Annotated in this window: 26 protein-coding genes and 1 pseudogene; 9 read left to right on the top strand and 18 right to left on the bottom strand. The window is 57.6% G+C overall.

Annotation, left to right across the window (positions count from 1 at the left end):
* Nucleotides 1-118: 118 nt before the first annotated feature.
* On the top strand, nucleotides 119-454 hold the full coding sequence (locus RX717_RS06845) for an arsenate reductase family protein (RefSeq protein WP_107630618.1): 336 nt from the start codon (nucleotides 119-121) through the stop codon (nucleotides 452-454).
* A 47-nt stretch (nucleotides 455-501) separates the two neighbouring features.
* On the opposite strand, the gene RX717_RS06840 is transcribed toward RX717_RS06845, so the two are convergent.
* A complete protein-coding gene (locus RX717_RS06840) occupies nucleotides 502-708 on the bottom strand; it encodes a helix-turn-helix domain-containing protein (protein WP_054326240.1) in 207 nt (68 codons plus the stop codon).
* A gap of 152 nt (nucleotides 709-860) precedes the next feature.
* Here RX717_RS06840 and RX717_RS06835 point away from each other — a divergent pair, with 152 nt between their 5' ends.
* Entirely contained in the window at nucleotides 861-1,106 is a 246-nt protein-coding gene (locus tag RX717_RS06835) for a hypothetical protein (RefSeq protein WP_107630619.1), read from the top strand.
* A 14-nt stretch (nucleotides 1,107-1,120) separates the two neighbouring features.
* Here RX717_RS06835 and RX717_RS06830 read toward each other — a convergent pair whose 3' ends face one another.
* From RX717_RS06830 to lepA, 4 genes are all read right to left on the bottom strand, one after another.
* A complete protein-coding gene (locus RX717_RS06830) occupies nucleotides 1,121-2,479 on the bottom strand; it encodes a PFL family protein (protein ID WP_107632112.1) in 1,359 nt (452 codons plus the stop codon).
* A gap of 100 nt (nucleotides 2,480-2,579) precedes the next feature.
* Nucleotides 2,580-2,849, bottom strand: a complete 270-nt coding sequence (locus RX717_RS06825) for an ACT domain-containing protein (protein WP_054326238.1) — start codon at nucleotides 2,847-2,849, stop codon at nucleotides 2,580-2,582.
* A 27-nt stretch (nucleotides 2,850-2,876) separates the two neighbouring features.
* Nucleotides 2,877-4,031 (bottom strand): radical SAM family heme chaperone HemW, encoded by a 1,155-nt coding sequence (gene hemW, locus RX717_RS06820; RefSeq protein ID WP_054326237.1) that lies wholly within the window; start codon nucleotides 4,029-4,031, stop codon nucleotides 2,877-2,879.
* On the bottom strand, nucleotides 4,028-5,839 hold the full coding sequence (gene lepA, locus RX717_RS06815; RefSeq protein WP_107630620.1) for a translation elongation factor 4: 1,812 nt from the start codon (nucleotides 5,837-5,839) through the stop codon (nucleotides 4,028-4,030). Before lepA ends, hemW begins: the two co-directional genes overlap by 4 nt.
* A gap of 279 nt (nucleotides 5,840-6,118) precedes the next feature.
* Between lepA and hrcA the strand changes: the two genes are divergently transcribed.
* The 4 genes from hrcA to dnaJ all read left to right on the top strand — a co-directional run bounded on the left by hrcA (nucleotide 6,119) and on the right by dnaJ (nucleotide 11,059).
* Nucleotides 6,119-7,165: a heat-inducible transcriptional repressor HrcA gene (hrcA, locus tag RX717_RS06810; protein ID WP_054326235.1), complete on the top strand. Its 1,047-nt coding sequence runs from the start codon at nucleotides 6,119-6,121 to the stop codon at nucleotides 7,163-7,165.
* Between the two features lie 38 nt (nucleotides 7,166-7,203).
* On the top strand, nucleotides 7,204-7,749 hold the full coding sequence (gene grpE / locus RX717_RS06805; protein WP_054326234.1) for a nucleotide exchange factor GrpE: 546 nt from the start codon (nucleotides 7,204-7,206) through the stop codon (nucleotides 7,747-7,749).
* Between the two features lie 238 nt (nucleotides 7,750-7,987).
* Entirely contained in the window at nucleotides 7,988-9,835 is a 1,848-nt protein-coding gene (gene dnaK, locus RX717_RS06800) for a molecular chaperone DnaK (protein WP_054326233.1), read from the top strand.
* 75 nt (nucleotides 9,836-9,910) lie between these two features.
* Entirely contained in the window at nucleotides 9,911-11,059 is a 1,149-nt protein-coding gene (dnaJ, locus tag RX717_RS06795) for a molecular chaperone DnaJ (RefSeq protein WP_054326232.1), read from the top strand.
* Between the two features lie 89 nt (nucleotides 11,060-11,148).
* On the opposite strand, the gene RX717_RS06790 is transcribed toward dnaJ, so the two are convergent.
* The 5 genes from RX717_RS06790 to RX717_RS06770 form a co-directional block, all read right to left on the bottom strand.
* Nucleotides 11,149-12,009 carry an NAD(P)-dependent oxidoreductase gene (locus RX717_RS06790; protein WP_107630621.1) on the bottom strand — a complete coding sequence of 287 codons (861 nt, stop codon included), beginning with the start codon at nucleotides 12,007-12,009 and terminating at the stop codon, nucleotides 11,149-11,151.
* 57 nt (nucleotides 12,010-12,066) lie between these two features.
* The gene (locus tag RX717_RS06785) at nucleotides 12,067-13,434 is read right to left on the bottom strand and encodes a citrate/2-methylcitrate synthase (protein ID WP_107630622.1); all 1,368 of its coding nucleotides are present in this window, start codon (nucleotides 13,432-13,434) and stop codon (nucleotides 12,067-12,069) included.
* Between the two features lie 138 nt (nucleotides 13,435-13,572).
* Nucleotides 13,573-14,079, bottom strand: coding sequence for a DUF6773 family protein (locus RX717_RS06780; RefSeq protein WP_107630623.1), 507 nt, complete (start codon nucleotides 14,077-14,079; stop codon nucleotides 13,573-13,575).
* A gap of 122 nt (nucleotides 14,080-14,201) precedes the next feature.
* Nucleotides 14,202-14,399 (bottom strand): helix-turn-helix transcriptional regulator, encoded by a 198-nt coding sequence (locus RX717_RS06775; RefSeq protein WP_054326229.1) that lies wholly within the window; start codon nucleotides 14,397-14,399, stop codon nucleotides 14,202-14,204.
* 103 nt (nucleotides 14,400-14,502) lie between these two features.
* Entirely contained in the window at nucleotides 14,503-15,288 is a 786-nt protein-coding gene (locus tag RX717_RS06770) for a YihY/virulence factor BrkB family protein (RefSeq protein WP_316960661.1), read from the bottom strand.
* Nucleotides 15,289-15,484: 196 nt separating this feature from the next.
* Between RX717_RS06770 and RX717_RS06765 the strand changes: the two genes are divergently transcribed.
* A complete protein-coding gene (locus RX717_RS06765) occupies nucleotides 15,485-16,003 on the top strand; it encodes an SLOG family protein (protein ID WP_159068032.1) in 519 nt (172 codons plus the stop codon).
* 97 nt (nucleotides 16,004-16,100) lie between these two features.
* Here RX717_RS06765 and RX717_RS06760 read toward each other — a convergent pair whose 3' ends face one another.
* Nucleotides 16,101-17,168, bottom strand: a complete 1,068-nt coding sequence (locus RX717_RS06760) for a branched-chain amino acid aminotransferase (protein ID WP_107630626.1) — start codon at nucleotides 17,166-17,168, stop codon at nucleotides 16,101-16,103.
* A gap of 176 nt (nucleotides 17,169-17,344) precedes the next feature.
* Here RX717_RS06760 and RX717_RS06755 point away from each other — a divergent pair, with 176 nt between their 5' ends.
* Nucleotides 17,345-18,499 (top strand): polysaccharide deacetylase family protein, encoded by a 1,155-nt coding sequence (locus RX717_RS06755; protein WP_107630627.1) that lies wholly within the window; start codon nucleotides 17,345-17,347, stop codon nucleotides 18,497-18,499.
* A 108-nt stretch (nucleotides 18,500-18,607) separates the two neighbouring features.
* Here the strand turns inward: RX717_RS06755 and RX717_RS06750 are convergent.
* From RX717_RS06750 to RX717_RS06740, 3 genes and pseudogenes are all read right to left on the bottom strand, one after another.
* Nucleotides 18,608-19,099: pseudogene (locus tag RX717_RS06750) on the bottom strand (sigma-70 family RNA polymerase sigma factor); the annotation flags it as partial.
* Between the two features lie 22 nt (nucleotides 19,100-19,121).
* Nucleotides 19,122-20,498, bottom strand: a complete 1,377-nt coding sequence (locus RX717_RS06745) for a recombinase family protein (RefSeq protein ID WP_107630628.1) — start codon at nucleotides 20,496-20,498, stop codon at nucleotides 19,122-19,124.
* Nucleotides 20,495-20,683, bottom strand: coding sequence for a hypothetical protein (locus RX717_RS06740; protein ID WP_054326223.1), 189 nt, complete (start codon nucleotides 20,681-20,683; stop codon nucleotides 20,495-20,497). Before RX717_RS06740 ends, RX717_RS06745 begins: the two co-directional genes overlap by 4 nt.
* Before the next feature lie 192 nt (nucleotides 20,684-20,875).
* Between RX717_RS06740 and pta the strand changes: the two genes are divergently transcribed.
* The gene (pta, locus tag RX717_RS06735) at nucleotides 20,876-21,850 is read left to right on the top strand and encodes a phosphate acetyltransferase (RefSeq protein WP_054326222.1); all 975 of its coding nucleotides are present in this window, start codon (nucleotides 20,876-20,878) and stop codon (nucleotides 21,848-21,850) included.
* A 48-nt stretch (nucleotides 21,851-21,898) separates the two neighbouring features.
* On the opposite strand, the gene RX717_RS06730 is transcribed toward pta, so the two are convergent.
* From RX717_RS06730 to RX717_RS06715, 4 genes are read right to left on the bottom strand one after another with little or no spacing between them, the layout of a single operon-like run.
* Nucleotides 21,899-23,254 carry an AI-2E family transporter gene (locus RX717_RS06730; protein WP_159068033.1) on the bottom strand — a complete coding sequence of 452 codons (1,356 nt, stop codon included), beginning with the start codon at nucleotides 23,252-23,254 and terminating at the stop codon, nucleotides 21,899-21,901.
* 34 nt (nucleotides 23,255-23,288) lie between these two features.
* Nucleotides 23,289-23,591 (bottom strand): hypothetical protein, encoded by a 303-nt coding sequence (locus RX717_RS06725; RefSeq protein WP_054326220.1) that lies wholly within the window; start codon nucleotides 23,589-23,591, stop codon nucleotides 23,289-23,291.
* Between the two features lie 36 nt (nucleotides 23,592-23,627).
* Nucleotides 23,628-24,245, bottom strand: coding sequence for a 3'-5' exonuclease (locus RX717_RS06720; RefSeq protein WP_107630630.1), 618 nt, complete (start codon nucleotides 24,243-24,245; stop codon nucleotides 23,628-23,630).
* Nucleotides 24,242-24,943 (bottom strand): DUF2461 domain-containing protein, encoded by a 702-nt coding sequence (locus tag RX717_RS06715; protein WP_159068034.1) that lies wholly within the window; start codon nucleotides 24,941-24,943, stop codon nucleotides 24,242-24,244. Before RX717_RS06715 ends, RX717_RS06720 begins: the two co-directional genes overlap by 4 nt.
* Nucleotides 24,944-24,947 lie beyond the last annotated feature (4 nt).

The raw sequence follows: 24,947 nt of genomic DNA, 5'->3' as shown, positions 1-24,947 counted from the left end.
TTCCCTTTCCATCGTGTTATTGTTCTGTATAAATAATACAATAATGCAATTGTTTTGTCAACCCTTGTTTTATCCGGCTGCTTTTGTTATAATAGCAGACAAAAAGGAGAGCGGCGAAATGAATATTCAGATTTTCGGCAAGAACAAATGCTTTGACACCAAAAAGGCCCAGCGGTGGTTCAAGGAGCGCGGCATTAAATTCCAAATGATCGATCTGGCGCAGAAAGGCATGTCCCGCGGCGAGCTGGACAGCGTTTTGAAGGCGGTCGGCGGGCTGGATACGCTGCTCGACGAAAAAAGCAGGGGCTATGCCGCCCTCGCCTATCTCGCGTATGACGAGGACAAAAAAGAAAAGCTGCTCGAGGACGGGACGCTGATGAAAACGCCGGTCGTGCGCAACGGTCGGCAGGCGACGGTGGGATACCAGCCCGAGGTCTGGGCATCGTGGGAATGAGAGAAAGCTATTATATAAAAGACCTGTTCCGGTCGGAACAGGTCTTTTTAATCATCTACATATTCAAAAATATCTTCCACCCTGCAATGAAATGCTTTGCACAACGCTTCAATCTGTGCAATTTCAATCCGCTTTATGTCCTCATAGTACAAGTTTGAAATCGTATTGGGACGGATACCTGTTATCTCAGAGAGTTGCTTCATGGACATTTTATGTTCCCCTAAAAGGTTGGAAACCTTTATCTTAATCGGCATAAAATCACCTCTTTATAATCAAAATCTTAGCATTAAAAGTTACTTTTTTCAATTATTACGCCCATATATATCTTTTATAGTTTTATTATAACTTGACAAGTTATTTTATGCGTTATATAATAACTTCAAAAGATATGCAAAGGGGTGTTTTTATGTTCCACAAACCAACTATCGCAGAGCTGGAAGAAGAACTGCACCAGTTGACCGATGATCTACTAATCGATTTATTCCTCTGCGACCTGCTTGTGCATTATCCGGCCGATCCCGCGGCGGACAACCACACGTTTCTCGCGGCGGTATCCCGCACCGGCTGCTTCTTAAAGCAGCACAGCACGGATCTAAGCGCCGCGGGCCGTTTTCTGCTCGAACGCGCAAAGGAAAACGCCGCATCGGCCTGATGCGGCGTTTCGTTTTAGTTTTTCAAGCTCTGGATGGGCGCCGGAATGCGGCCGCCGCGGTGGATGAACCTCGCGGGCGAGCCGGTGGCGATCGGCATGATGGGCGCGCTGCCCAGCAGGCCGCCGAACTCCACCATATCCCCCACCTTTTTGCCAATGGCCGGAATGACGCGCACGGCGGTCGTCTTGGAGTTGACAACGCCGATGGCGATTTCATCCGCGATCAGGCCGGAAATGACCTCGGCGGTCGTGTCGCCGGGTACGGCGACCATGTCGATGCCGACCGAGCAGACCGCAGTCATGGCTTCGAGCTTCTCAAGCGTGAGTGCGCCCGCCTGCGCGGCGGCGATCATGCCCTCGTCCTCGGACACCGGAATAAACGCGCCCGACAGCCCGCCGACGCTGGACGACGCCATCACGCCGCCCTTTTTGACCGCGTCGTTGAGCATCGCCAGGATAGCAGTCGTACCGCAGCAGCCGCAGACCTCCAGGCCGACCTCTTCGAGGATGCGCGCGACCGAGTCACCGATTGCCGGCGTCGGCGCGAGCGACAGGTCTACAATGCCGAACGGCACGCCTAAACGCTGGCTCGCCAGCGCGCCGACAAGCTGGCCCATGCGGGTAATCTTGAACGCGGTCTTTTTAATGACTTCAGCCACCTCGTTAATCGGGCAGTCGCCCGCGCGTCGGATAGCCGACTGCACCACGCCCGGGCCGGATACGCCGACATTGATAACGGTTTCCGGCTCGCCGATGCCATGGAACGCACCCGCCATGAACGGGTTGTCGTCCACCGCGTTGGCGAATACGACCAGCTTGGAGCAACCCATGGATTCGTTGTCCTTTGTCAGCTCGGCGGTCTGCTTGATGATACGCCCCATCAGCGCAATGGCATCCAGATTGACGCCCGCCTTGGTCGAGGCCACGTTGACCGACGAGCAGACCAGACTGGTCTCAGCCAGCGCCTCGGGTATGGAATTGATGAGGATCTCGTCGCCCTTGGCAAAACCTTTCTGCACCAGCGCGGAAAAACCGCCGACAAAGTTGACGCCGGTAGCCGACGCAGCGCGGTCGAGCGCCCTGGCCAGCGGCACATAGCTGTCCGCATCCGTCACTGCGCCGATCATCGCGATCGGGGTGACCGAAATACGCTTGTTGATGATCGGGATACCCAGCTCGCGCTCGATCTGCTCGCCGGTCGCGACCAGCTTTTCCGCGCGGCGGGTGATTTTGTCATACACCTTGTCCGCCAGCACATGGATGTCGCTGCTGGCCAGGTCGCGCAGCGAAATGCCCATCGTGATCGTGCGGATGTCGAGGTGCTCCTCCTCTATCATCTTGATGGTTTCCAGTATATCTTTTGTGTTGATCATTGACATAATAATAGTCCCCGTATTTACCCATAACAGGATATTTTTTCTTCCGCACGCACTCTTCCCGCGCGCAGCGCCGTTTGGCGGAAAATGTCGTTTTTTATATTTTGTGCATCGCGTCGAAGATATCCTCATGCATGGTATGGATCTTCATGCCAAGCGTTTCTCCGTCCTGATCGAGCAGGTCGGCCAGCGCGGTGAAATCCACCGTACACTGATCGATATTCACCAGCATGACCATGGCGAACATGTCCTCCATAACATTCTGCGAAATATCGACAATATTCACCCGATGCCTGTACAGCGTGTCGGATATCTTAGCGATAATGCCCGTGCGGTCCTTACCGACCACCGTGATAACTGCGCGCATGTTTTATTCCTCCAAAAAATTAATTGATTATTGTTCCCCCATGTCCGGCTGGCCAGCCGCGACAATGGTGTTGATAATACTGTTGGATACCAGGAACCCCTTTTCGGTCAGGTACCAGCGCGTACCCTGATGGGCGACCAGCTCGTTTCCCATCAGGCCGCGGAACGCTTCCTCATAGGGTGTGGAGTCGATGTTATACCGTTTCTCCAAATCGAGGAAGTCCACCCCGTCCGAGGTACGCAGGCGTACCATCAGGTATTCGCCCTGCCGCTGGAACGTCGGCACCTCGTCCTCGTCCCGCAGGATATCCTCGCCGCTTATGTAGGCCTTGATGTCGCGCGCGAACTCGAACCGGCGCCCGTTCATAAACGAATGCGCGCCCGGCCCCAGCCCCAGATACTCGGACAGGTCCCAGTATTTCTGATTGTGGCGCGACCGAAAGCCCGGACGGGCGAAGTTGGATATTTCATAATGCTCAAAGCCGTCCTTGCGGAGCAGCTCGCACATGGCGAGATAGGTGTCCGCCTGCGCGTCGTCATCGGGCAGAGTCGGGTTTTCGCGCCCCATCGGCGTGGCCGGTTCGAGCTTCAGCCCGTAGCAGGACAGATGCTTCGGACCGAGCGCAAGGCACTGCTCCACCGAGTCGAGAAACCGCTCCTGCGTCTGCCCGGGCAGGCCGTACATCAGGTCCAGACTGATATTGGAAAAACCTTTCTCCCGCGCCAGGTCAACCGCATCCTTCGCCTGCTGGAACGTATGGAGGCGGCCGATGGCCTTCAGTTCGTCGTCATGTGCGGACTGCACACCGAACGACAGCCGGTTCACGCCCTGCTTTTTCATCATTTCCAGCATTTTTTTATCCGTGCTTTCCGGATTGCACTCGACCGTGATCTCCGCGTCATCCGCAAGGGGAAACTTGTTCCGCACCTCCTGCAGGATGCGGCCGAGGTATTTCGGCCCCAGGCATGTCGGCGTGCCGCCGCCGATATAGACCGTATCCACCGTGTAGCCGCTGCACAGCGCGCCGTAGGAGCGGATATGGGTCAGCAGCGCCGAAACATAGTCTTTCATCAGTTCCTTGTCCGGCACGGAGTAAAAATCACAGTAGCCGCATTTCTGCACGCAGAACGGGATATGCAGGTACAGGCCGAGCGGCTTGTTTCGATAACTAAATTTACTCATGATTCCTCGTCCAGCTTGAGCACCGCCATGAACGCCTCGGTCGGGATCTGCACCGTACCGAGCGAACGCATCTTCTTTTTACCTTCCTTCTGCTTTTCCAGCAGCTTCTTCTTGCGGGTGATATCGCCGCCGTAGCACTTGGCGAGTACATCCTTACGCATCGCCTTGACCGTTTCGCGCGCAATCACCTTGCCACCGATCGCGGCCTGGATAGGTACCTCGAACAGCTGGCGCGGGATATTCTCCTTGAGCTTTTCACAGATGCGGCGCGCGCGGCCGTAGGCCTTCTCGCGGTGGACAATAAAGGAAAGCGCGTCCACCTGGTCGCCGTTGAGCAGCATGTCCACCTTTACCAGGTCGCTCGGCCGGTAGTCGAGCAGCTCATAGTCAAGCGAAGCGTAGCCTTTGGTGCGCGCCTTAAGCGCGTCGAAAAAGTCGTAGATGATTTCATTGATCGGCATTTCGTAGTGCAGTTCGACCAGGTTGGAGTCAAGATACTGCATATCCTTGAACACGCCGCGGCGCTCCTGGCACATGGGCATGATATTGCCGACAAATTCCTGCGGGGTCATAATGGTGGCCTTGACGAACGGCTCGCGCGCCTCGTCGATCAGGCCGGGGTCGGGGTAGTCGTGCGGGTTGTCGCAATGGACAACCGCGCCGTCGGTCCGCACGATCTCATACACGACCGAGGGCAGCGTGGTGACCAGGTCGAGGTCGAACTCGCGTTCAAGCCGCTCCTGGATGACCTCCATATGCAGCATGCCGAGGAAACCGCAGCGGAAGCCGAAGCCCAGCGCGACCGAGCTTTCCGGCTCGAACGACAGCGCCGCATCGTTGAGTTGGAGCTTTTCCAGCGCGTCGCGCAGGTCGGGGTATTTGGAGCCGTCCTCGGTATAGATGCCGCAGAACACCATGGGCTGCGCCGGACGGTAGCCGGGCAGCGGCTCCGCGGTCGGCCGTCCCGCCTCGGTGACCGTGTCGCCCACACGGGTATCGGACACGGTCTTGATAGACGCGGTAAAGTAGCCGACCTCGCCCGCGCACAGCTCCTGCTGGGGCGACAGGCCGAGCGGCAGCATATAGCCGCATTCGAGTACCTGGAACTCCGCACCCGTGGCCATCATTTTCACCCTCATGCCCGGCCGGATGCTGCCGTCCATCAGCCTCATATAAACAATAACGCCCTTATAGGGGTCGTACTGGCTGTCAAAGATAAGCGCGCGCAGCGGCGCGTCTGCGTCGCCCTGCGGTGCGGGGATGTCGGACACGATGCGTTCGAGTACCGCGTGGATGTTGATATTCATTTTGGCCGAGATCTCCGGACTATCCTCGGCTGGGATACCGATGATGTCCTCGATCTCCTGCTTGACGCGCGGCGCGTCCGCCGCGGGCAGGTCGATCTTGTTGATGACCGGTACAACCTCCAGCCCCGCGTCAATAGCGAGGTAGGTGTTGCCCAGCGTCTGCGCCTCGATCCCCTGTGCCGCATCCACCACCAGCAGCGCGCCCTCGCACGCGGCGAGCGAACGAGAAACCTCATAATTGAAGTCCACATGCCCGGGCGTGTCGATCAGGTTCATCTCATAGGTCTGGCCGTCGTCGGCCTCGTATTCCATGCGCACCGCGCGCGCCTTGATCGTGATGCCGCGCTCGCGCTCCAGATCCATATTGTCAAGCAGTTGTTCCTCCATCTCACGCTGGGACACGGCCTTGCACTGTTCGAGCAGGCGGTCCGCCAGCGTCGACTTGCCGTGGTCGATATGCGCGATGATGGAAAAATTCCGTATTTGCCCGCGATTTTTCACACCGAAAGCTCCTTACCTTTCCTTAATAGCAATATGGAAATATTATACCACGTTTTACGCCGCCCCACAAGCATACTTTTGCACAAGCGGGCCGCCCGCTCCCCTGCTCTTTCCAGCACATTAGCAGTCCCTATCCGGCTGTGACAACCCGTTTCCTATCATTTAACAAAATATTCATAAACGAGACTTGACTTTGCCGCTACGCGGTGGTAAATTAGTTTTAGCACTCAGATAGGCGGAGTGCTAACCCGTTTTCACACAGGAAAGGAGTCCGCTCAGGTGGAGCTTTCGGAACGAAAAAAGCAGATCCTCAAGGCCATCATCGGCGATTATATCCGCACAGCCGAGCCAGTCGGCTCCAAGGCACTGACCGAGGGGCATGCGCTTCCGTTTTCCTCCGCCACCATCCGCAACGAGATGAGCGAGCTGGAGGAAATGGGTTTTCTGGAAAAGCCGCACACCTCCGCCGGCCGCATTCCTTCGCCGCAGGGCTACCGTCTTTATGTTGACGAGCTGATGGAGCAACCGGCTGAAACGCCGGACGACGCCGCGCCGCTGCAGAGCATCCTGCAGACCAAGGTGCGCGAGCTCGACCATTTGATACGCGAGGCGGGCAAGCTGATTTCCAGCCTGACCAATTACGCTTCCGTCGCGATCACCCCCGCCATGACCCAGGCATCCATCCGCCAGTTCGAGATCATCGCCATTGACAAAATGAATTTTGTCATCGTGGTTGTAACCGACTCCGGCTCGGTCAAAAATAAAATGGTGCGGACCATGACCGACGTCACCAAGGACGAGGCCGAGCTTCTCACCTATGTCCTCAACCAGACGCTGACCGGCCTGCCGCTCAGCCACATCACGGCCGAGCGTTTCGATATCGTGCGCAGGGCCGCGGGATTGACCGCCCTTTTGGCCCCCGTGGCCGAATATGTCGCCGAACTGATCGAAGAGCTGGGGGATCAGAAGGTCTTTCTGGACGGGACCAACAAGCTGCTGCGCTTTCCGGAATACAAGGACCTGCACAAAGCGCAGGCGCTGCTTGACTATATGGAGGATGACAGCCGGCACCTATTGCCTACGACCCGTAAGATTGACGGAATCCAGTTCTTCATCGGGCCGGAAAACGGGGAGAACCCGCTTAGCGATACATCCGCGATTTATGCAAAATACGATATCGGCAAAATCGGTCAGGGCGCGATCGGCATCGTGGGGCCGACCCGCATGGATTACGCCAAGTTGTCCGCACAACTCAGCCGCTTCGCCAAGGGGCTGAATCAGTTGATTGCCGAGACCTTTTTAGACGAGAAAGACGGAAATCCCTGAACATCGGGATTTTCAGCAAATGGAGGCATGAAAACAATATGAGCAAGAAAAAGCAGTCCGATCCGGCCGAAGCCGAGCAGAAGGCGCCGGAAACCCCGTCCGAGGATGAAACGGCAAAGGCCGCCGCACAGGAGGAACAGGCTGCGCCCGCCGAAAACTGGAAAGCAAAATACGAGGAGCTGAATGACCGCTATCTCCGCATGGCGGCGGAATACGACAACTTCCGCAAGCGCAGCCAGCGTGAGCGCGAGCAGGCGTATACGGACGCGGTCAGCCGCGCGGTGACCGCGCTTCTCCCCACCTATGACAACCTTGAGCGTGCGCTCAAGGCCGAGACCGCGGATGCGGAATACAAAAAGGGCGTGGAACTGACCATGACCCAACTGACCGACAGCCTGAAAGGCCTGAATGTCACCGTGATCGAGGCTTCGGCCGGCACCACGTTCGACCCGAATTTCCACAACGCCGTGATGCATGTCGAAGATGAAGCGCTGGGAGAAAGTGTGATCGCCGAGGTATTCCAGCAGGGCTTCCAGATAGGCGACAAGGTGATCCGGCACGCGATGGTAAAGGTTGCAAACTGAAAACCCTATAGGGGACTTCAAAAGTCCCCTATACGAAAGCAATTTCCTTTGAAACTTGCTTTCGACATCCGAATGCCGCCGTCCAAGGCGGCTGAATCGAGGAATAAAATCCGAGATACATGCTCTCGGATTTTATGGAACTTTCCGCTTGCGGAAAGTTCCTGATAAACGCGCGCGTCACCGCGCATCCCTGATACAGAGAAAACAATATCGAATCATATAAAGGAGTGCTATCAACATGGGCAAAATCATTGGTATCGACCTTGGTACAACAAATTCCTGCGTATCCGTTATGGAAGGCGGCGAGGCTGTCGTCATCCCCAACGCGGAAGGCGCGCGCACGACTCCGTCGGTAGTCGCGTTCTCCAAGGACGGCGAGCGTATGGTGGGCCAGGTGGCCAAGCGCCAGGCTGTGACCAACGCAGACCGCACGATTATTTCCATCAAGCGCCACATGGGCTCGGACTACCGCGTCAACATTGATGGCAAGCCCTATTCCCCGCAGGAGATCTCCGCAATGATCCTGCAAAAGCTCAAGGCGGACGCGGAAGCCTACCTCGGTCAGCCGGTGACCCAGGCGGTCATCACCGTGCCGGCGTACTTCTCCGACTCCCAGCGCCAGGCGACCAAGGACGCGGGCAAGATCGCGGGTCTTGAGGTTCTGCGCATCATCAACGAGCCGACCGCGGCTGCGCTGGCTTACGGTGTGGATAAGGAAGCCGAGCAGAAGATCATGGTCTACGACCTCGGCGGCGGCACGTTCGACGTTTCCATCCTCGACATCGGCGAGGGCGTGCTCGAAGTGCTGTCCACCGCGGGCGACACCCATCTCGGCGGCGACGACTTCGACCAGCGCATCATCGACTGGATGGTCGCGGAGTTCAAGAAATCCAACGGCATCGACCTGTCCGCCGACAGGATGGCCATGCAGCGCCTGAAGGAGGCGGCGGAAAAGGCTAAGATCGAGTTGTCCGGCATGGCGCAGACCTCGATCAACCAGCCGTATATCACCGCGGACGCGACCGGCCCGAAGCACCTCGAGCTGACGCTGACCCGCGCGAAGTTCAACGAGCTGACCGCCGACCTGGTCGAGCGCACCATGGGTCCGGTACGGCAGGCGATGAGCGATGCCGGCCTGTCTGCCTCCGACCTGTCCAAGGTATTGCTGGTGGGCGGCTCGACCCGCATTCCCGCCGTGCAGGAGGCTGTTAAGGGCATCACCGGCAAGGACGGCTTCAAGGGCATCAATCCGGACGAATGCGTCGCGATTGGCGCGTCCATCCAGGGCGGCGTGCTTGGCGGCGAGGTCAAGGACGTACTGCTGCTCGACGTCACCCCGCTGTCCCTCGGCATTGAGACGCTGGGCGGCGTATGCACCAAGCTGATTGACCGCAACACCACCATTCCCACCAAGAAGAGCCAGATCTTCTCCACCGCAGCCGACAATCAGCCGTCGGTTGAAATCCACGTCCTGCAGGGCGAGCGCGAGATGGCTGCGGGCAACAAGACGCTCGGCCGCTTCACGCTGGACGGTATCGCCCCGGCGCCGCGCGGTGTGCCGCAGATCGAGGTTACCTTTGATATCGATGCGAACGGCATCGTAAACGTATCCGCCAAGGACCTGGGTACAGGCAAGGAGCAGAAGATCACCATTACCGCGTCCACCAATCTCTCGCAGGACGAGATCGACAAGGCCATGCACGAGGCTGAGCAGTACGCGGAACAGGATAAGAAGAACAAGGAAGCGGTCGAGGTGCGCAACAACGCCGAGCAGCTTGTCTTCCAGTCCGAGAAAGCGCTGACCGACCTAGGCGATAAGCTGTCCGCCGATGAAAAGGCCGGCGTACAGGCCGAGATCGACAAGGTTAAGGAGGCGCTCAAGGGTACCGACACCGAGATGATTAAGATGGCGACCGATGGCCTGTCCAAGAGGTTCAGCGATCTGGCGGGTAAGATCTACCAGCAGCAGGCGCCGCAGGGTGACCCGAACATGGGCGGCCAGCCGGGCGCACAGTCCGGCCCGCAGGGCGATTTCGTCGACGCGGACTTCACCGAGGTCAAGGACGACGACGATAAGAACAAGTAATTCCATGCCGCGTGGGGCGGGACGGTCTCCGTTCCGCCCTGCGGCATGTCATTTTCCGTTATTTGAGGGAGCATAATGGCTGACAAAAGAGATTATTACGAGGTACTGGGCGTGCAAAAAGGCGCGAGTGAGGACGAGCTGAAAAAGGCTTACCGCCGCTTGGCCCGCAAGTACCACCCTGATCTGAACAAAGACAATCCCGATGCGGCCGACAAATTCAAAGAGGTCAACGAGGCCTATGAGGTCCTTTCCGACGCGGATAAACGCGCCAAGTATGACCAGTTCGGCTTCGCGGGCGTGGACCCGAGCTACGGAGGCAGCGCGGGAGCGGGCGGCTTCGGCGGGTTCGATATGGGCGACCTCGGCGACTTGTTCGGCTCGTTCTTCGGCGGCGGCTTTGGCGGTGGTCGCTCACAGCGCCGCAATGCGCCGCAGCGCGGCGAATCCATCCGGCAGACGGTCATCCTCTCGTTCGAGGAGGCTGCGTTCGGCTGCGAGAAGGAGATCTCGGTAAACCGCATCGAGTCCTGTGACGAATGCGGCGGCACGGGCGCGGCCAAGGGTACCAGCGCTGAAACCTGCCCGAACTGCCGCGGCACTGGCTCTGTGACCCAGACGCAGCGCACCCCGCTCGGTGTGTTCCAAACGCAAACCGCGTGTCCCAACTGCCGCGGCACCGGCAAGATCATCAAAAAACCCTGCGCCAAGTGTGGCGGCGCGGGCCGCGTGCGCAAAACGCGCAAGTTCAAGGTAAACATCCCTGCCGGTATCGACGAGGGACAGTCCATCCAGCAGCGCGGACAGGGCAACGCGGGTGTGAACGGCGGGCCGGCGGGCGACCTGTTTGTGACCGTGTCCATCCGTCCGCATCCCATCTTTACCCGCGAGGGGCAGGATGTGTACGTCGAGATCCCGATTTCGTTCGCGCAGGCGGCGCTGGGCGACACGCTTCAGGTGCCGACGATCGACGGGCGCGTGGAATATAAGGTGCCGGAAGGGACGCAGACCGGCACCGTGTTCCGTATGAAAGGCAAGGGTATCCAGAACGTCAGCGGCCGTGGCCGCGGCGATCAGTATGTCCGCGTGAATATCGAAGTGCCGAAAAATCTGTCCGAAAAGCAGAAAAAGCTGCTGCGCGAATTTGAAGAATCCGCGACCGATGAAAATCAGAGCAAGCGCAAGGGCTTCTGGGATAAGGTAAAGGACGCGTTCAGCGAAAAATAACCGACCAGCGCAGGTTGTTCTGGTCGGGTCAGGTTTCCGTGCCCCGCGCGGGAAACGGAAAAGAGGGCCGCAGGAGCGGCCCTCTTTTTTCAGCTTTCGCGGTAATGCCGGATCAATGCCTGTGTGCCAAGGTCACCCATGCCTTCCGCTTCCAGATCGCCGTACATGGCGCAGACGCGCTCCAACACCGGCAGCGCGGGTCCGCCCTGCGATTGGGCAATCTTCATATCCTTGATAAAATGCTTGAGGAAAAACCCCGGCGCATAATCCTCTTTTACCATCTTTGGCATCAGGTTCTCCATCTGCCACGAGCCGGCCGCCCCCTTGGAAATGCTGGCGAGCAGCTTATCCGGCTCCAGCCCCGCGTGTTCTGCATAGGCGAGCGCTTCGCACACGCCGGCGATCGTCCCCGAAATCGCAATCTGGTTGGCCATCTTGGTATGCTGTCCCGCGCCGGCCGGACCTTCATAAACGACCTGCTTTCCCATCGCTTCAAACAGCGGCAGGCACGCCTTGTAATCCGCTTCCGCCCCACCAACCATGATGGACAGCGTGCCGTTTTTCGCCCCTGTGTCGCCGCCGGAAACCGGCGCATCCAGCACGCGCAGCCCGCGCTGCTTCCCCTCCTGGGAAATCCGAACCGCAAGCTTCGGATCGGTCGTGGTCATATCGATCAGATAGGCGCCGGCCTTCGCCGCCGCCAGAATGCCCTCCCCGCCGAAATAGACCTGCTCCACATCCTTCGGATAGCCTACCATCGTAATAACCGCATCGCGCCCTTTCGCGCATTCCGCAACGCTGTCGCACCAGCGCACTTCATTTTCGGCAAGGAAATCCGTAAGCTTTGCCTTGGTGCGCGAATAAACCGCGACCTCGTAACCTGCACCCAGCAGGTTGCGCACCATGGAGCGCCCCATTACGCCCACGCCAATAAACCCAACTGTTTTCATCATTTTTCCTCCTTGCGTATATGTGTCTAAAGCGCGGACCGGAATCCGCGCTTTTTCTTACCGTTCCCCAAGGGGGGTATATCCGATTTCCGGTTGTACACAGCGGTAGGCAGGTCGGATAATCTTGTCCGTATTAATCAGCTCTTCCAGCCGGTGCGCGCTCCAGCCGACGATACGCGCCATGGCAAATACAGGCGTGTAAAGCTCTGGCGGAAGCCCCAGCATGGAATACACAAAGCCGGAATAAAAATCCACATTGGCGGAAACGCCTTTGTAAATCTGCCGCTCTTTTGCAATAACCTTGGGTGCCAGCCGCGCAACCGTAGAATAGAGGGCGAAATCCTCATCCCTGCCCTTTTCCTTGGCCAACTGCCCGACGAACGACTTGAACACCTGCGCGCGCGGGTCGGAGATCGAATACACGGCATGCCCCAGGCCATAAATCAGCCCCTTGCGGTCAAACACCTCGCGCCGCAGCAGCTTATCCAGATAATCGGCCACCTGCTCGTCGTCATGGGCATCGGAAACGTTGCGCTTGAGGTCCTCGAACATCTGCACAACCTTATAATTGGCGCCGCCATGCTTAGGCCCTTTCAGCGAGCCGAGCGCCGCCGCGATCGCCGAATAGGTATCCGTTCCCGAAGAGGTGACCACATGCGTGGTAAAGGACGAATTATTACCGCCGCCGTGCTCCATATGCAGCACAAGCGCCAGATCCAGCACACTCGCTTCCAGCGGCGTGTACTGCATGTCCGGACGCAGCATGCGCAAGAAATTGGATGCCGTGGAAAGGCTGTCCGAGGGGTAATGGATGTACATACTGCCGCCGCACTCATAGTGATTATAGGCGTGATAGGAATATACCGCGAGCATAGGAAACACGGAAATCAGCATCAGGCATTGGCGCAGCACGTTCGGCAGGCTGATATCATCCGCATAATTGTCGTAGGAAGCCAGCGTCAGCACGCTGCGCGACAGGCTGTTCATCATATCATGCGGCGGCGCTTTCATGATAACATCGCGTGTGAAATTGGTCGGCAGCGTGCGTCCCTGGGCAAGCAGACCCTTGAAGTCGGCAAGCTGGCCCGCGTCCGGCAGCTTGCCGAACAACAGCAGGTAGGCGACCTCCTCGTAGCCTTTGCGCCCCTCCTTCATGAAGCCCTGCACCAGATCATTTATGTTGATGCCCCGGTAGTACAGTTCCCCTTCGCAGGGTACCGTTTCTCCATTGACCTCTTTTTGCGATATGATGTCCGAAATATTGGTCAGCCCTGCCAGTACGCCCTTCCCGCTCAAGTCGCGCAGGCCGCGCTTCACGTCATATTGCTTGTACAGCGCGGGATCGATCCGGCTGTTTGTCCGGCATATCTCCGCCAGCGCCTCCACGCGCGGTGTCACCTCTAAAATGTTGTGGTCTGCCGTCATCTTGTGTCCTCCCCTTTCCAATACATACTACCCGATGTATATATTGTATATGGAAAATCGCAAGCCTGCAACGACATTTCGGTAACAGAGTGTGAAAATTCTGTGAATTTTTACTATAGCAGCATCATAAAGCACCGCTCACTCCTCTTCCGTTCCGACGCGGCGCCGCTTTGCATATCGGAACGAAGCGTAAGTAAGCAGCAGCACCAATACCGTAGTCAGCGGCACCGTTAACAGCAGTTGCGCAGCAAACACCAGAAGAATAGCCGGCACCCCCATCCCTACCCAGACTGCGCCGGTCGCACATTGGAGTACACAGACTACGACGGAGGCTGCCACTCCCGCCAGCGCCCCCTGCACCAAGTAGTGCTTCCACGGATAACAGTCCGCTTCGGCAAACGCGTTGTCATCCATCATGCCTTTGCGCGCCATCAGTACTATGCAAAAGAGCTGTGCCAGCATCACGACAGCAAATTCCACCAAGTTGACCGCTCCGCCTATCGTTTCGTTCTGTACGCTTATCCCCAGCGCCTGCAGCACCAGATCAGCCAAAATACCAGCCGTCAGGAAATAAAACCCAACTTTATAGATCCGGTTGATCTCCGCAACCACCCGTTCATCTTTTGCTTTGCGAATCAGCTTCATCTTTTCCACCTCCGTATCACAAACTTAAGACGGCTTTTACGATCACAGCCGCCCAAGCCATTCCATTTCCCTGCCGCGCTCGTCCAGCAGTCCCCATCATCCATTGTTTTCTCTGCTCCATCTCAGTTTTCCTCCCAAAATAATTGATCGAGCGTCTTATCCAGCGCCCTGCAGATGGCAATACACAGGTTGAGCGTCGGGTTATAGCCGCCCGCCTCGATCAAACCAATGGTTTGTCGCGTTACACCGACCAGTTCTGCCAGTTCTGCCTGAGACAGATCCTTTTCCACCCGAGCGAGTTTGAGTTTTTTATTTTTCATGCGCTACCCCTCTTTTGCTTTCTTAATTATACGATATATTTTTTATAATGTCAATTATATATTGCATTTTGACAAATAAAAAAGGAGGCGAGTAAACCTCCTTTTATTGAAAATGCTTCTCGGCCTCCATGCGGTACAGCCGCATAATGACTAACGTATGGTTGAGCTGCGGCCCCATCAGCAGGATCATGCTGACGATATACAACCAAAGCATCAAAACGATGATTGCGCCGAGCGAGCCGTACAGCACGGAATAATTGGCCATGTTATCCACATAAAACGAAAACGCCCACGATACCAGCAGCCAAGCGACCAAGGAAAACAGCGCCCCCGGCCATACCTCCTGAAATTTCAGATGAAGGTTGGGGACCACACGGTTGAACAGCATGAGGAATACAAAAATAAACGCAATCATCACCCAAAAGCTCGCGTCATGTGTCAAATCCAGCGCCGCCTGCGGCACTGGCATCAGCCGCGGCAGGATGCGGATGATCGTCCGTCCCGCAACCGCCAGAATAAAGCTGCAAACGACCGATACCAGAAAGCCCGCCGTAATGCCGAACGAGATCAGCACATCGCGCAGGACGCCGCGCTGTACCTCGACATGGTAGATGTCATTGACCGTGCGCATCATGGAGCGGACCGCGCGGGACAAAAAATACAAGGTCAGCACAATGCCGATCAGCATGGGACTGAACGAGGGGGAGTTGGAAAGCTGCGCCAGATAGGAGGTGATCAACTGCTGCAGGCTCTTGGGCAGCAGCTCCAGCACGGGCTGTATGCTCTCGATCGAAATATCGAGCTGTGCCAGAACCGAGTTGACAAACATCAGCAGCGGGAACATGGAAAACAACAGGAAATACGACAGCTCCGCCGCCGCCTGCGGGATCCCGTCCGAAAAAAACGGTAAACCATCCGTTTTATCAGGTATGCCAGCCGGTTTTTCCCATTCACGACCCCATCCCCCTTTCCTCTAAGGTACTTCTATTGTACCAGCTTTTTTCTGATTTTCAACTTGCGTTTTGGCGGCATCCGGTGTATACTGTCCATAATCAGAACATTTGTTCTCGTCGGAGGGGATGTCCATGGATAGCCTGCGCGGAGAAACCTGTTGTTTTTCCGGATATCGAATCGAAAAAATGCCGTTTCGGACGGACGATTCCCCGGCCGCCAGCGCCTTACGGGAGGCGCTTGACCGGGCAATCCGCCATGCCGCCGGCCAGGGCTATACCCGCTTTCTGTCCGGTATGTCCACCGGTTTTGACCTCTGGGCCGCGGAAGCCGTGCTTCGGACGCGCGCGCAGCTTCCGGTGCAGCTTTTATGCGCGGTCCCGTTTGACGGGCAGGCGTCCCGCTATGCAGCGGAATGGAAGCGCCGGTTCAATCGTTGCCTGCTCGCGGCGGACGGGGTATACTCCCTGTCACGGGAGTATCATACCGGCTGCTATGCCGCACGCAACCAGTTCATGGTGGACGCGGCCTCCCTGCTGATCTGCTTCTTTGACGGACAGCCCGGCGGCACCGCGCAGACCGTGCGCATGGCGCGGCAGCGGGGCCTGCGCATCGTCAACCTTGCGGAACGGCAGCTCTCTCTGCTGGATTGACCGGCGCACGCCGCGCGGACCATGTTTGCTGTAGCACGGCCGTTAAAAAGAGGCTCGGAAATGATTCCGAGCCTCTTTTCACAAATTTATCCTGCGATCAATCAACCTTGACCGTCCAGCCCAGCTCATCCGGCATGGTACCCCACTGGATGCCGGTCAGAGTATTGTACAGCTTATGGGTGATCTCGCCGATCTCACCGTTGTTGATATAGGCAACGTCGCCCTCGTAGCGCAGTTCGCCGACCGGAGAAATGACCGCCGCCGTACCAGTGCCGAACACCTCTTCCAGCTTCCCGTCCTTGGAGGCCTGCATCACGTCCGCGATCGGCAGGCGCTCCTCAGACACCGGAACGCCCCAGTGCTTGAGAAGATCGATGCAGCTCATACGGGTAACGCCCGGCAGGACCGTACCCATACAGGGCGCGGTGTAGACCGTGCCGCCAATCTTGAAGAAGCAGTTCATCGATCCCACTTCCTCCACATATTTATGCTCCACACCGTCCAGCCACAGTGTCTGCTCATAGCCAAGCTCATGCGCCTTTACCTGCGAGATCAGGCTGGCCGCATAGTTGCCGCCGCACTTGGTAAAACCCGTGCCGCCCGGGCAGGCGCGGGTATATTCATCCTCCACAAAGATCTTGACCGGATTGATACCTGTCGAATAATACGCGCCGACCGGCGAACAGATGATGATGAACTGGTGCGTTCTGGACGGGCGCACGCCAAGGTGCGGCTCAGTCGCGATCACGAATGGGCGGATATACAGGCTGGTACCTTCCGCATGCGGCACCCAATCCTTTTCAACCGAAACAATTTCCTTAACCGCCTGCACAAAATCCTCCACCGGCAGGCTCGGCAGGCACATGCGGTGATTGGTGTTAATCATGCGCTGCGCATTTTTGTCCGGCCGGAACAGTTGGATCGAACCATCGGGCGTGCGGTAGGCTTTCATGCCCTCGAACGACTCCATCGCGTAATGCAGGACCATGGCTGCAGGATCGATCTGAAGCGGCTCATACGGTACGATGCGCGCGTCGTGCCAGCCCTGCTCCTCATCGTGGTCGATGATCAGCATGTGATCGGTATAATAGACGCCGAAGCCGAGGCTGTTTTCATCCGGCTTGGACTTTTTGTTGGCTGTGAGCTGTTTTTTGATCTGCAGCATGGTGGATTCACTCTTTCTATTTGTTTTTTCTTTTATTATAGCACTTTGCCAAGATAAAGCAAGGCGTTTTTCGATACAAAGGGTGACAAACCCGCCGTGTTTTGATATAATAAGTTCGTATGAATTGCTGAAAGGGGTGACCGCGCATCAAACAGAAATGGAAAAAGCTGCTCAGTGTGCTGCTGTGCGCGGCGCTGGTCCTGTTTACTTGCCCCGTCCCCGCCCGCGCGCTTACGCTGACCGCGGTCAATGATACGCTTCTGCCGCTTGACGACGGCACCATGCCCGCGCGTCTCGGCGGCGAGCTGTATGTGCCGTACAGCGTCTTCACCATGCTTGGCGTTTCCGCTTCGCAGGAGGGCGGCGTGCTGAGTCTCTCTGCAAACGGGGAAACGCTCAGCTTCTCCCCCGACGAGGGATATGTATACGACCAGAACCTGAACAGCTATTCTCCCCCTGCATACCATCGGAACGGAACGGTTTATGTGCCGGTCAAGCTGTGCTGCGGCAAATTCGGCCTGAGCTATTCCACGCTGTCCTTTTCCGGTGAAACCGTACTGCGCGTGACCGACGGTTCGGCGCAAAGCGACTCCTCGTTCACCTCCTCCAATGCAGATTCGATCCAAAGCGCAATCAATACATACAAGGGCGTCACGCCGTCCACTCCATCGGACGGCAGCGGCCAAACGACCGAGCAGCCGGCCGAGCCTCCCATCCCACCGGTTGAAGAAAAACCGACGCAGAAGCCCGCGCGGGTTTACCTGACTTTCTATGGCGCGCCGACCACCAACACCCCCGCCGTGCTGGACGCGCTCCACAGCGCCGGCCGCCTGGCAACGTTTTTCCTTCCCGTGGATGCGTCCACCTGGACGGACGACACCGTGCGCCGCATCGTTGCGGAGGGGCATACCCCCGCACTGCTGCTGAACGCTTCCCCCCAGACCGCGCCCGCCGACCTGGTTGCCAGCCTGACCGCTGCAAACGAGCGTCTGACGCTGCTCACCGGCGTATCCACGCGCATCGTTTCCAACGATACGGGCTGCGTCAAATTGACACAGGCACAGCGCGACGCCCTGATCGGCGCCGGCTACCGGCTGTGGGACTCCACCTTTGACAGCGGGGACGCCACCCAGTCCGCGGCAAGGGCATACGCCACCACCGCCCAGAACTTTGTCTCAACGACTGCGACCGTCGTGGTCCGCCTGCATCACAGCGCCTCCACAGCGCAGACCGTGCGCTCGCTTTCCGCCTATATGTCGAGACAGGGCATCCCCTCGTCCCGCGTCATACTGAGCGCCACACCGATCAACAGCACTTCCGATACCCGATAGCTACCTGCGTATCTGTCATGCAAAACACGGCACAGCTTAAAGCTGTGCCGTGTTCTTTTCCTACCGGACGCCGCTTTGGAACCGCGGCGCGCCTTCCCATCGTTTTTGCTAGATCTGCTTCCTAATGTGGTCAAGCGCTCCCTTTTCCAGACGGGATACCTGCGCCTGCGAAATGTGGATCTCCTCCGCCACCTCCATCTGCGTCCGCCCCTCGAAAAAGCGCAGCCGGATGATGCGTTTCTCCCGCTCACTCAGGCTGTCGATCGCTTCGCGCAGCGCGATGCGGGCGAGCCAGTTCTCATCGGTATTTTTATTGTCTCCCACCTGGTCCATCACACATACCGTGTCCGCGCCGTCATGAAAAACCGGCTCAAACAGGGACACCGGATCAAGAATCGCGTCAAGCGCGAATACCACCTCCTCCTTGGGTACGTCCATCGCCTTGGCCAGCTCCACGATATCCGGCTCGCGCTGGTGCTCGCGCATGAAGGCTTCCTTGGCCTGCAACGCCTTATAGGCGGTATCCCGAAGGCTGCGGGATACCCGCAGCGCGCTGTTGTCCCGCAGGTAGCGCCGGATTTCCCCTATAATCATCGGCATGAACGTACAAAGGAGAAAACAGCTATCCCGCTACCGTTCCGTATCCGCTGGCGCCCTCAATGGCATAATATATTTCGACCTTGCCGTTTTGCAGCACGATCTTTTCCACGCAGGCGCGTATCAGCGCCTGCCGCTCCTCACCGGCCAGGCTGTCCCAACAGGCGCCGATGGTATATAACGCCCGCCGCGCTTCCTCATCCTCCCGCCGCTGCTCCTGCCGCTGCGCGGCGGAAAGCGCCTGCTCGGCCCGTTCCCGCTCTTTTTTGACGCGCTCGATCGATTCGCGCAGCGTATCGTCCTCCGCGTCGGCATACAGCTCGTACAGGCGGCGCAGCTTGCGCTGGACCCGCTCCAGCGTCCGGCGGCACTCTGCCGCATCCCCCTGCCGTTGGCGTGGCACCGACGGCTGCGCGGACAGCCTCGCCAGATCGCGTATGACAATCGCCTCCACCTCGCGCGCCATCACCCCCCGATTCGGACAGGCGGCATCATGCACCAGATGGGGCTTGGACTTATCCCGTGAGTAGCAGACCAGCTTATCCCCCGCGTTGCCCCATTTCTGATAGCGCATTTTAGCGCCGCAGTGTCCGCAGACCAGTAGGCCGGCCAGCAGCTTGCCCGCCCCCGCAGCGCGCGGCCGGTTGGGGCGGTGCAGCCGGCGCTGCGCTCGCGCAAAGGTTTCGCGGTCAATAAGCGGCTCATGCCGCCCCGCGTAGCGCTCGCCTTTATAGACGATCACGCCTGTGTTGCTCTCCCGATCCAATATCTGCCGCACCAGATGCTCGTATTTCAGCCCCAACTCGCGCGCGATGCGTCCGGCCGACTGGCCCTCCAGATACCGCGCGTAGATCTCACGTACGGTATCCGCATCGCTGTTGGGAACCAGGATGCCCTTCCCCGCGTCGTAATCATATCCAAACGGTATTTTGCCGCCGCCCGGCCAGAAGCCCTGCTTGACGCGCTCGACCATGCCCATACGGGTGCGCAGAAAGATGTTCTCTCGTTCGAGCTGAGCAAATGCGGACAGAATACCGATCATCGCGCGCCCATACGGACTGCCGGTATCAATATTTTCATTGATCGATACAAAGTCCACCCCATGTGGCAGAAAAACGTCCTCAATCAGGTAAAGCGTGTCTTTCTGGCTTCGGCTCAGGCGGTCAAGCTTGTAGACAACGACGCGCTCGACCGCGCCGGCGCGGATTTCCTCCACCAACTCGGTAACGGCCGGCCGTGTCAGGTTTGAGCCGGAAAAACCGCCGTCCACATACCGACGGAAGCGGGTGATCCCTTTCATCCGGCAGTACGCTTCCAGTTTTTCGGCCTGCGCCGCGAGCGAGTATCCTTCGTCCGCCTGTGCTTCGGTCGATACGCGCAGATATAATGCGGTGTGTTTCATGAAATATCCTTTCCAAGACCGCGTTCCTCCGCTTCCAGTATAGCAGAGGGCGGCGGCTCCGGCAACGGAAGTTCCTGCCGGAAGCGCGCCTCGCGCAGCAGCATGCCGATCCCTTCCTGGTCAAGCAGCAGCGGCGGCAGCACACCGTGAAGCCGCTTCCCGTTCAAATAACGCACCACGCGCATGCGGACCACCTCCTTTCCCCTTTATTCTGCCCAGGTTTGCCCTTTTGCAACCGTTCGGACGCTCTTCCAAACCGCTCCACAAAGTAACCAAAATATACCCAAAATAACACTTGTAGAAGTATCAGCATTGGGTGTATAATGAGGTATCGGAACTGTTTGACAGACGAACAAAAATTTAGAGGAGAATGCATCATGTTTGAAAATCTGATTGCCACGCTCAAGGCCGACAAGCGTAAAATCGTATTCACCGAGGGGCCGGACCCCCGCATTCTGGAAGCCGCCTCCCGCCTGAAGAAAGACGGCCTGCTGGATTCTATCCTGGTCGGCAATGTGGACGAAGTCAAGTCCGCCGCTGCCGCAGGCGGTTTTGACATCGAGGGCATGGAAATCATCGACCCTGCGGCTTATCCGGAAATGGACGCGATGGTCGCCAGGATGGTCGAGCTGCGCAAGGGCAAGATGACCGAGGAGCAGTGCCGCGCAGCGCTTTCCAAGGGCAATTATTTCGGCACCATGCTGGTCAAGCTGGGCAAGGCAGACGCCCTGCTCGGCGGCGCTACTTATTCGACTGCGGACACCGTCCGCCCCGCTCTGCAGATCATCAAGACCAAGCCGGGCAACAAGATCGTATCCTCCTGCTTCATCCTGCGCCGCGACGGCAAGGATGGCGGCGACGAGTTGTACGCGATGGGCGACTGCGCGATCAATATCAATCCGAGCGAGGACGATCTGATGGAAATCGCCATTGAAACTGCAAAAACCGCCAAGGCGTTCGGTATCGACCCCAAGGTGGCCATGCTATCCTACTCGACCAAAGGCTCCGGCAAGGGCGAAACGGTTGATATGATGAAGAATGCAACCGAAAAAACTAAAGCGGCTGCGCCTGATCTCGCGGTAGACGGCGAGCTGCAGTTCGACGCCGCGTTCTCCCCTGTCGTTGCGGCGACCAAGTGCAAGGGCTCTCCGGTTGCCGGCCAGGCCAACACCTTTATTTTCCCTGATATCAACGCGGGCAACATTGGCTACAAAATCGCCCAGCGTCTGGGCGGCTTCGAGGCCTACGGCCCGATTCTGCAGGGTCTGAACGCGCCGATCAACGATCTGTCCCGCGGCTGTAACGCGGATGAGGTCTATCAGATGGCGATCATCACCGCCGGCCTGAAATAACCCGACACCGCACGGCAAACATCAAGCAAAAAAGGACTGACCAGCCGGTCAGTCCTTTTCGTTTTCCTTTTGCGCCTGCGCACGCGCTTTCTGTGCGGCTTCCCGCCGCTCCTTTGCGCTGACCGGCGGGGCCTCCTCCCTGATCTCGACAAACGCCCGCGTTTCCGGATCGAGACGTTTTGGCCCACGGTAAGCATTGGTGTCAACCGAAAGGCCGCGTTTTCTCAACAGGTTATTGACCGCCTCGGTCGCCATCGTATACAGTACGGCGAACAGCGGCACGCCGACCGCCATCCCCACAAAGCCGAACACACCGCCGAACACAAGGATCGCAAACATGACCCAGAAGCTCGACAGGCCAGTGGAATTGCCCAGTATTTTCGGCCCCAGGATATTCCCGTCAAACTGCTGGAGCGCCAGGATGAACAGCACAAAATATACCGCCTGCACCGGACTGATGACCATGATCAGGATGGTACTCGGCACCGCCCCGATAAACGGGCCAAAAAACGGGATGATATTGGTCACGCCGATAATGACCGAAATCAGGAGCGCATACGACTGGTCCATCGTCATCAGCCCGAAACCCATCAGGATGCGCAGCCCAGCAAAGCACAGCAGGCCGATGATGAGCGAATCAATCAGCTTGCCGGTGATGAACCCGCCGAATACACGGTGGATATAAGCAACACGCTTGATGATACGGTTGGCACGCTGGATGGAAAACAGGCTGTACAGCGTCTTTTTAGCCTGCGCGCAAAAGGTATCCTTGCTGTTGAGGATATAAAGCGCGATGATAATGCCGATCAGCAGGTCGAACAGGACGGAAACCGTCGTTACAACGCCGGTCATCAGCGCGACTAGCTGCGGCAGCGCGCTGTTCTGCACCCAGTCGACGACCTGTGTGGAGAACTGCTCATACAACTGTAGAAAATTCCGTTCGATCACCGGATTGTCTTTCAGCAGCGACGCGACCCAAGTTGATATCTCGTCCAGATAGGTATCCATGGATTCCAGCAGGGAGAACACGCTTACGATCAGCTGCGGCAGCACCATCCACAGCAGCACGCCCACGACCGCAAGACCAATCAGCAGGGACAGGATGCTGCAAAGCCCCTTGGCGATCTGCGTCCCCCGTTTCATCCGCTGCGCCAGCTTGGGCTGCAGCACGCGGTACAGACCGTTGAATACCGGCATCAGAAGGTATGCCATCACAAAGCCGTAGATAAACGGGCTCAGAATGCCGAGCAGCTTTTTGATCATGCGCCAGATGATCGGCAGCCAGCCTAGAAAATAAAAAACAAGCACACTGGAAACGATCACGCAGAACGCCGTTAAGCCCCACTGGAAATAGTGGGGCTGATTCTGCGCTTCCGTCCTATGATGTTCTGTTGGTTCCTGCACGGACACGCTCCTCTCCTATCCTTCCGGCCGCTGGTTATTCTTCATCATCAAAGAAAATACGCCAGAACAAGTACATCCAGGTCGCAGCAAACGCGACGAACAAGACACCCCGAAACTTTTTGAAGAACTTTGCAAAGCAGGCACCGAGCCACAGCCCGAACGACAGCATGCAGATCTTGAATACCGCGAAATCAAACATCGAGAACCCCTGCGCCTTGGACACCGCGTGGTCCGTCCAACGGGCCGCACAGTCGCGCGCATCGTTCGCATAGCCAAGCACCTGATTGGCGCGGCTGCGCAACGCCTCACGGTCGATGGAATCCAGATAATTTTTCATAGCTTTTCTCTCCTTTTGACAAATATGTGAAACCGGTCACACCGTATTTTCGATTCGTATATCCTTTGCGATGCTGCAGGGCGTCGTCCCCATGGACGAGATCCGGCCCAGCCGCATCCCGATCTTCGCCGCGAGCGCATCCGCGTCCGTGCTCCCCGTTTCCTGCAGCGCCGCCTGCAGAATCCAGCCGGCCGCCCGTGCATCCGAGCATGCCTCGTGATGATTCAGCTCAATACCGAGCGCTGCGGATACCGTATCCAGTTTATGATTTTTCAGCGCCGGCCATACGCGCCGGGCCACCTTTACCGTACAGATATAGCGGCACTCCGGCGCCGACAGCTGGTAATGGCTCAGGCATGCGCACAGCACCGCCGTATCAAACATCGCGTTATGGCAGACCAGAACACTACCCTCCGCCTCCTGCGCCACTGTGTTCCAAACCATATCAAACGCCGGCGCGTCTGCCACCATGCGTTCCTTGATATGGTTGACCCTGACATTGCCCCAGTGGAACTTCCCAACGCAAGCGGGCGGCTTGATAAGCGATACCTGCTCACGGATCAGGCTGCGATCCTCAAACACCGCCACGCCAAGCGCGCAGGCGCTGAGCGGGGAAGCGTTTCCTGTTTCAAAATCGAGCGCAACATACCTCATTCGAGCGCCTCCCGCGGTGCGGCGCCCGCTCTTTCCTTTGCTGCGAGCAGGAAACGGTACAGCGGCGCGAGCCGGCGCATGGTATCCACCATCGGCCCGACAAACGCCCCGTCCAACACGGGGGAGAAGTCGTTTGTTTCCCGAAAGTCCACACCAATCTCTTTCCGGTTCAACCAGGTCTGGTAGGCGGGCTTTGCATCCGGAAATTTCGGACGCTTATACAATTCCCCATCCAGCCGCACCTGCGGGCAGGCGCGGACCGCTTCATACGCCTCCAGAAACAGCTTATCCTCTTTCAGAATCATCTCACGCAGCGCCTCCATCTCGCCTTTCCCCCAAGCGCCCCAGCAGCCAAAGCCCCAGAACTCCGGATGAATTTCGAAATAATAGCACGGCACGGACTCATGCTCCCGACGCGGGCGGCGGAAAAACATCCACATATTCGCGCGGTAAAGCGTCTTATCCTTGGTATAGCGGGTATCGCGCCGTACACGCGATACCATGCGCGAGGGCGTGACCACAAACAGCGGGTCGATCTCCAGCATGGCTGGGGTCATCTCCGCGATCAATTCATGAAATGGCTGGATCGCCAGCCGTTTGATCTCTTCTTTATGCGATTCGTAAAATTCTCTGCTGTTTTGCAGACGGTTGAGCTGCAGCAGGTCGATGCCCGCGGCAGGAAAGCCTGTGAATGCCATGGAA

The sequence above is a fragment of the Intestinibacillus sp. NTUH-41-i26 genome (genome assembly GCF_032769475.1).
Lineage (GTDB): Bacteria > Bacillota > Clostridia > Oscillospirales > Butyricicoccaceae > Agathobaculum > Agathobaculum ammoniilyticum.
This window is presented reverse-complemented; position numbering and strand designations above follow the sequence as displayed.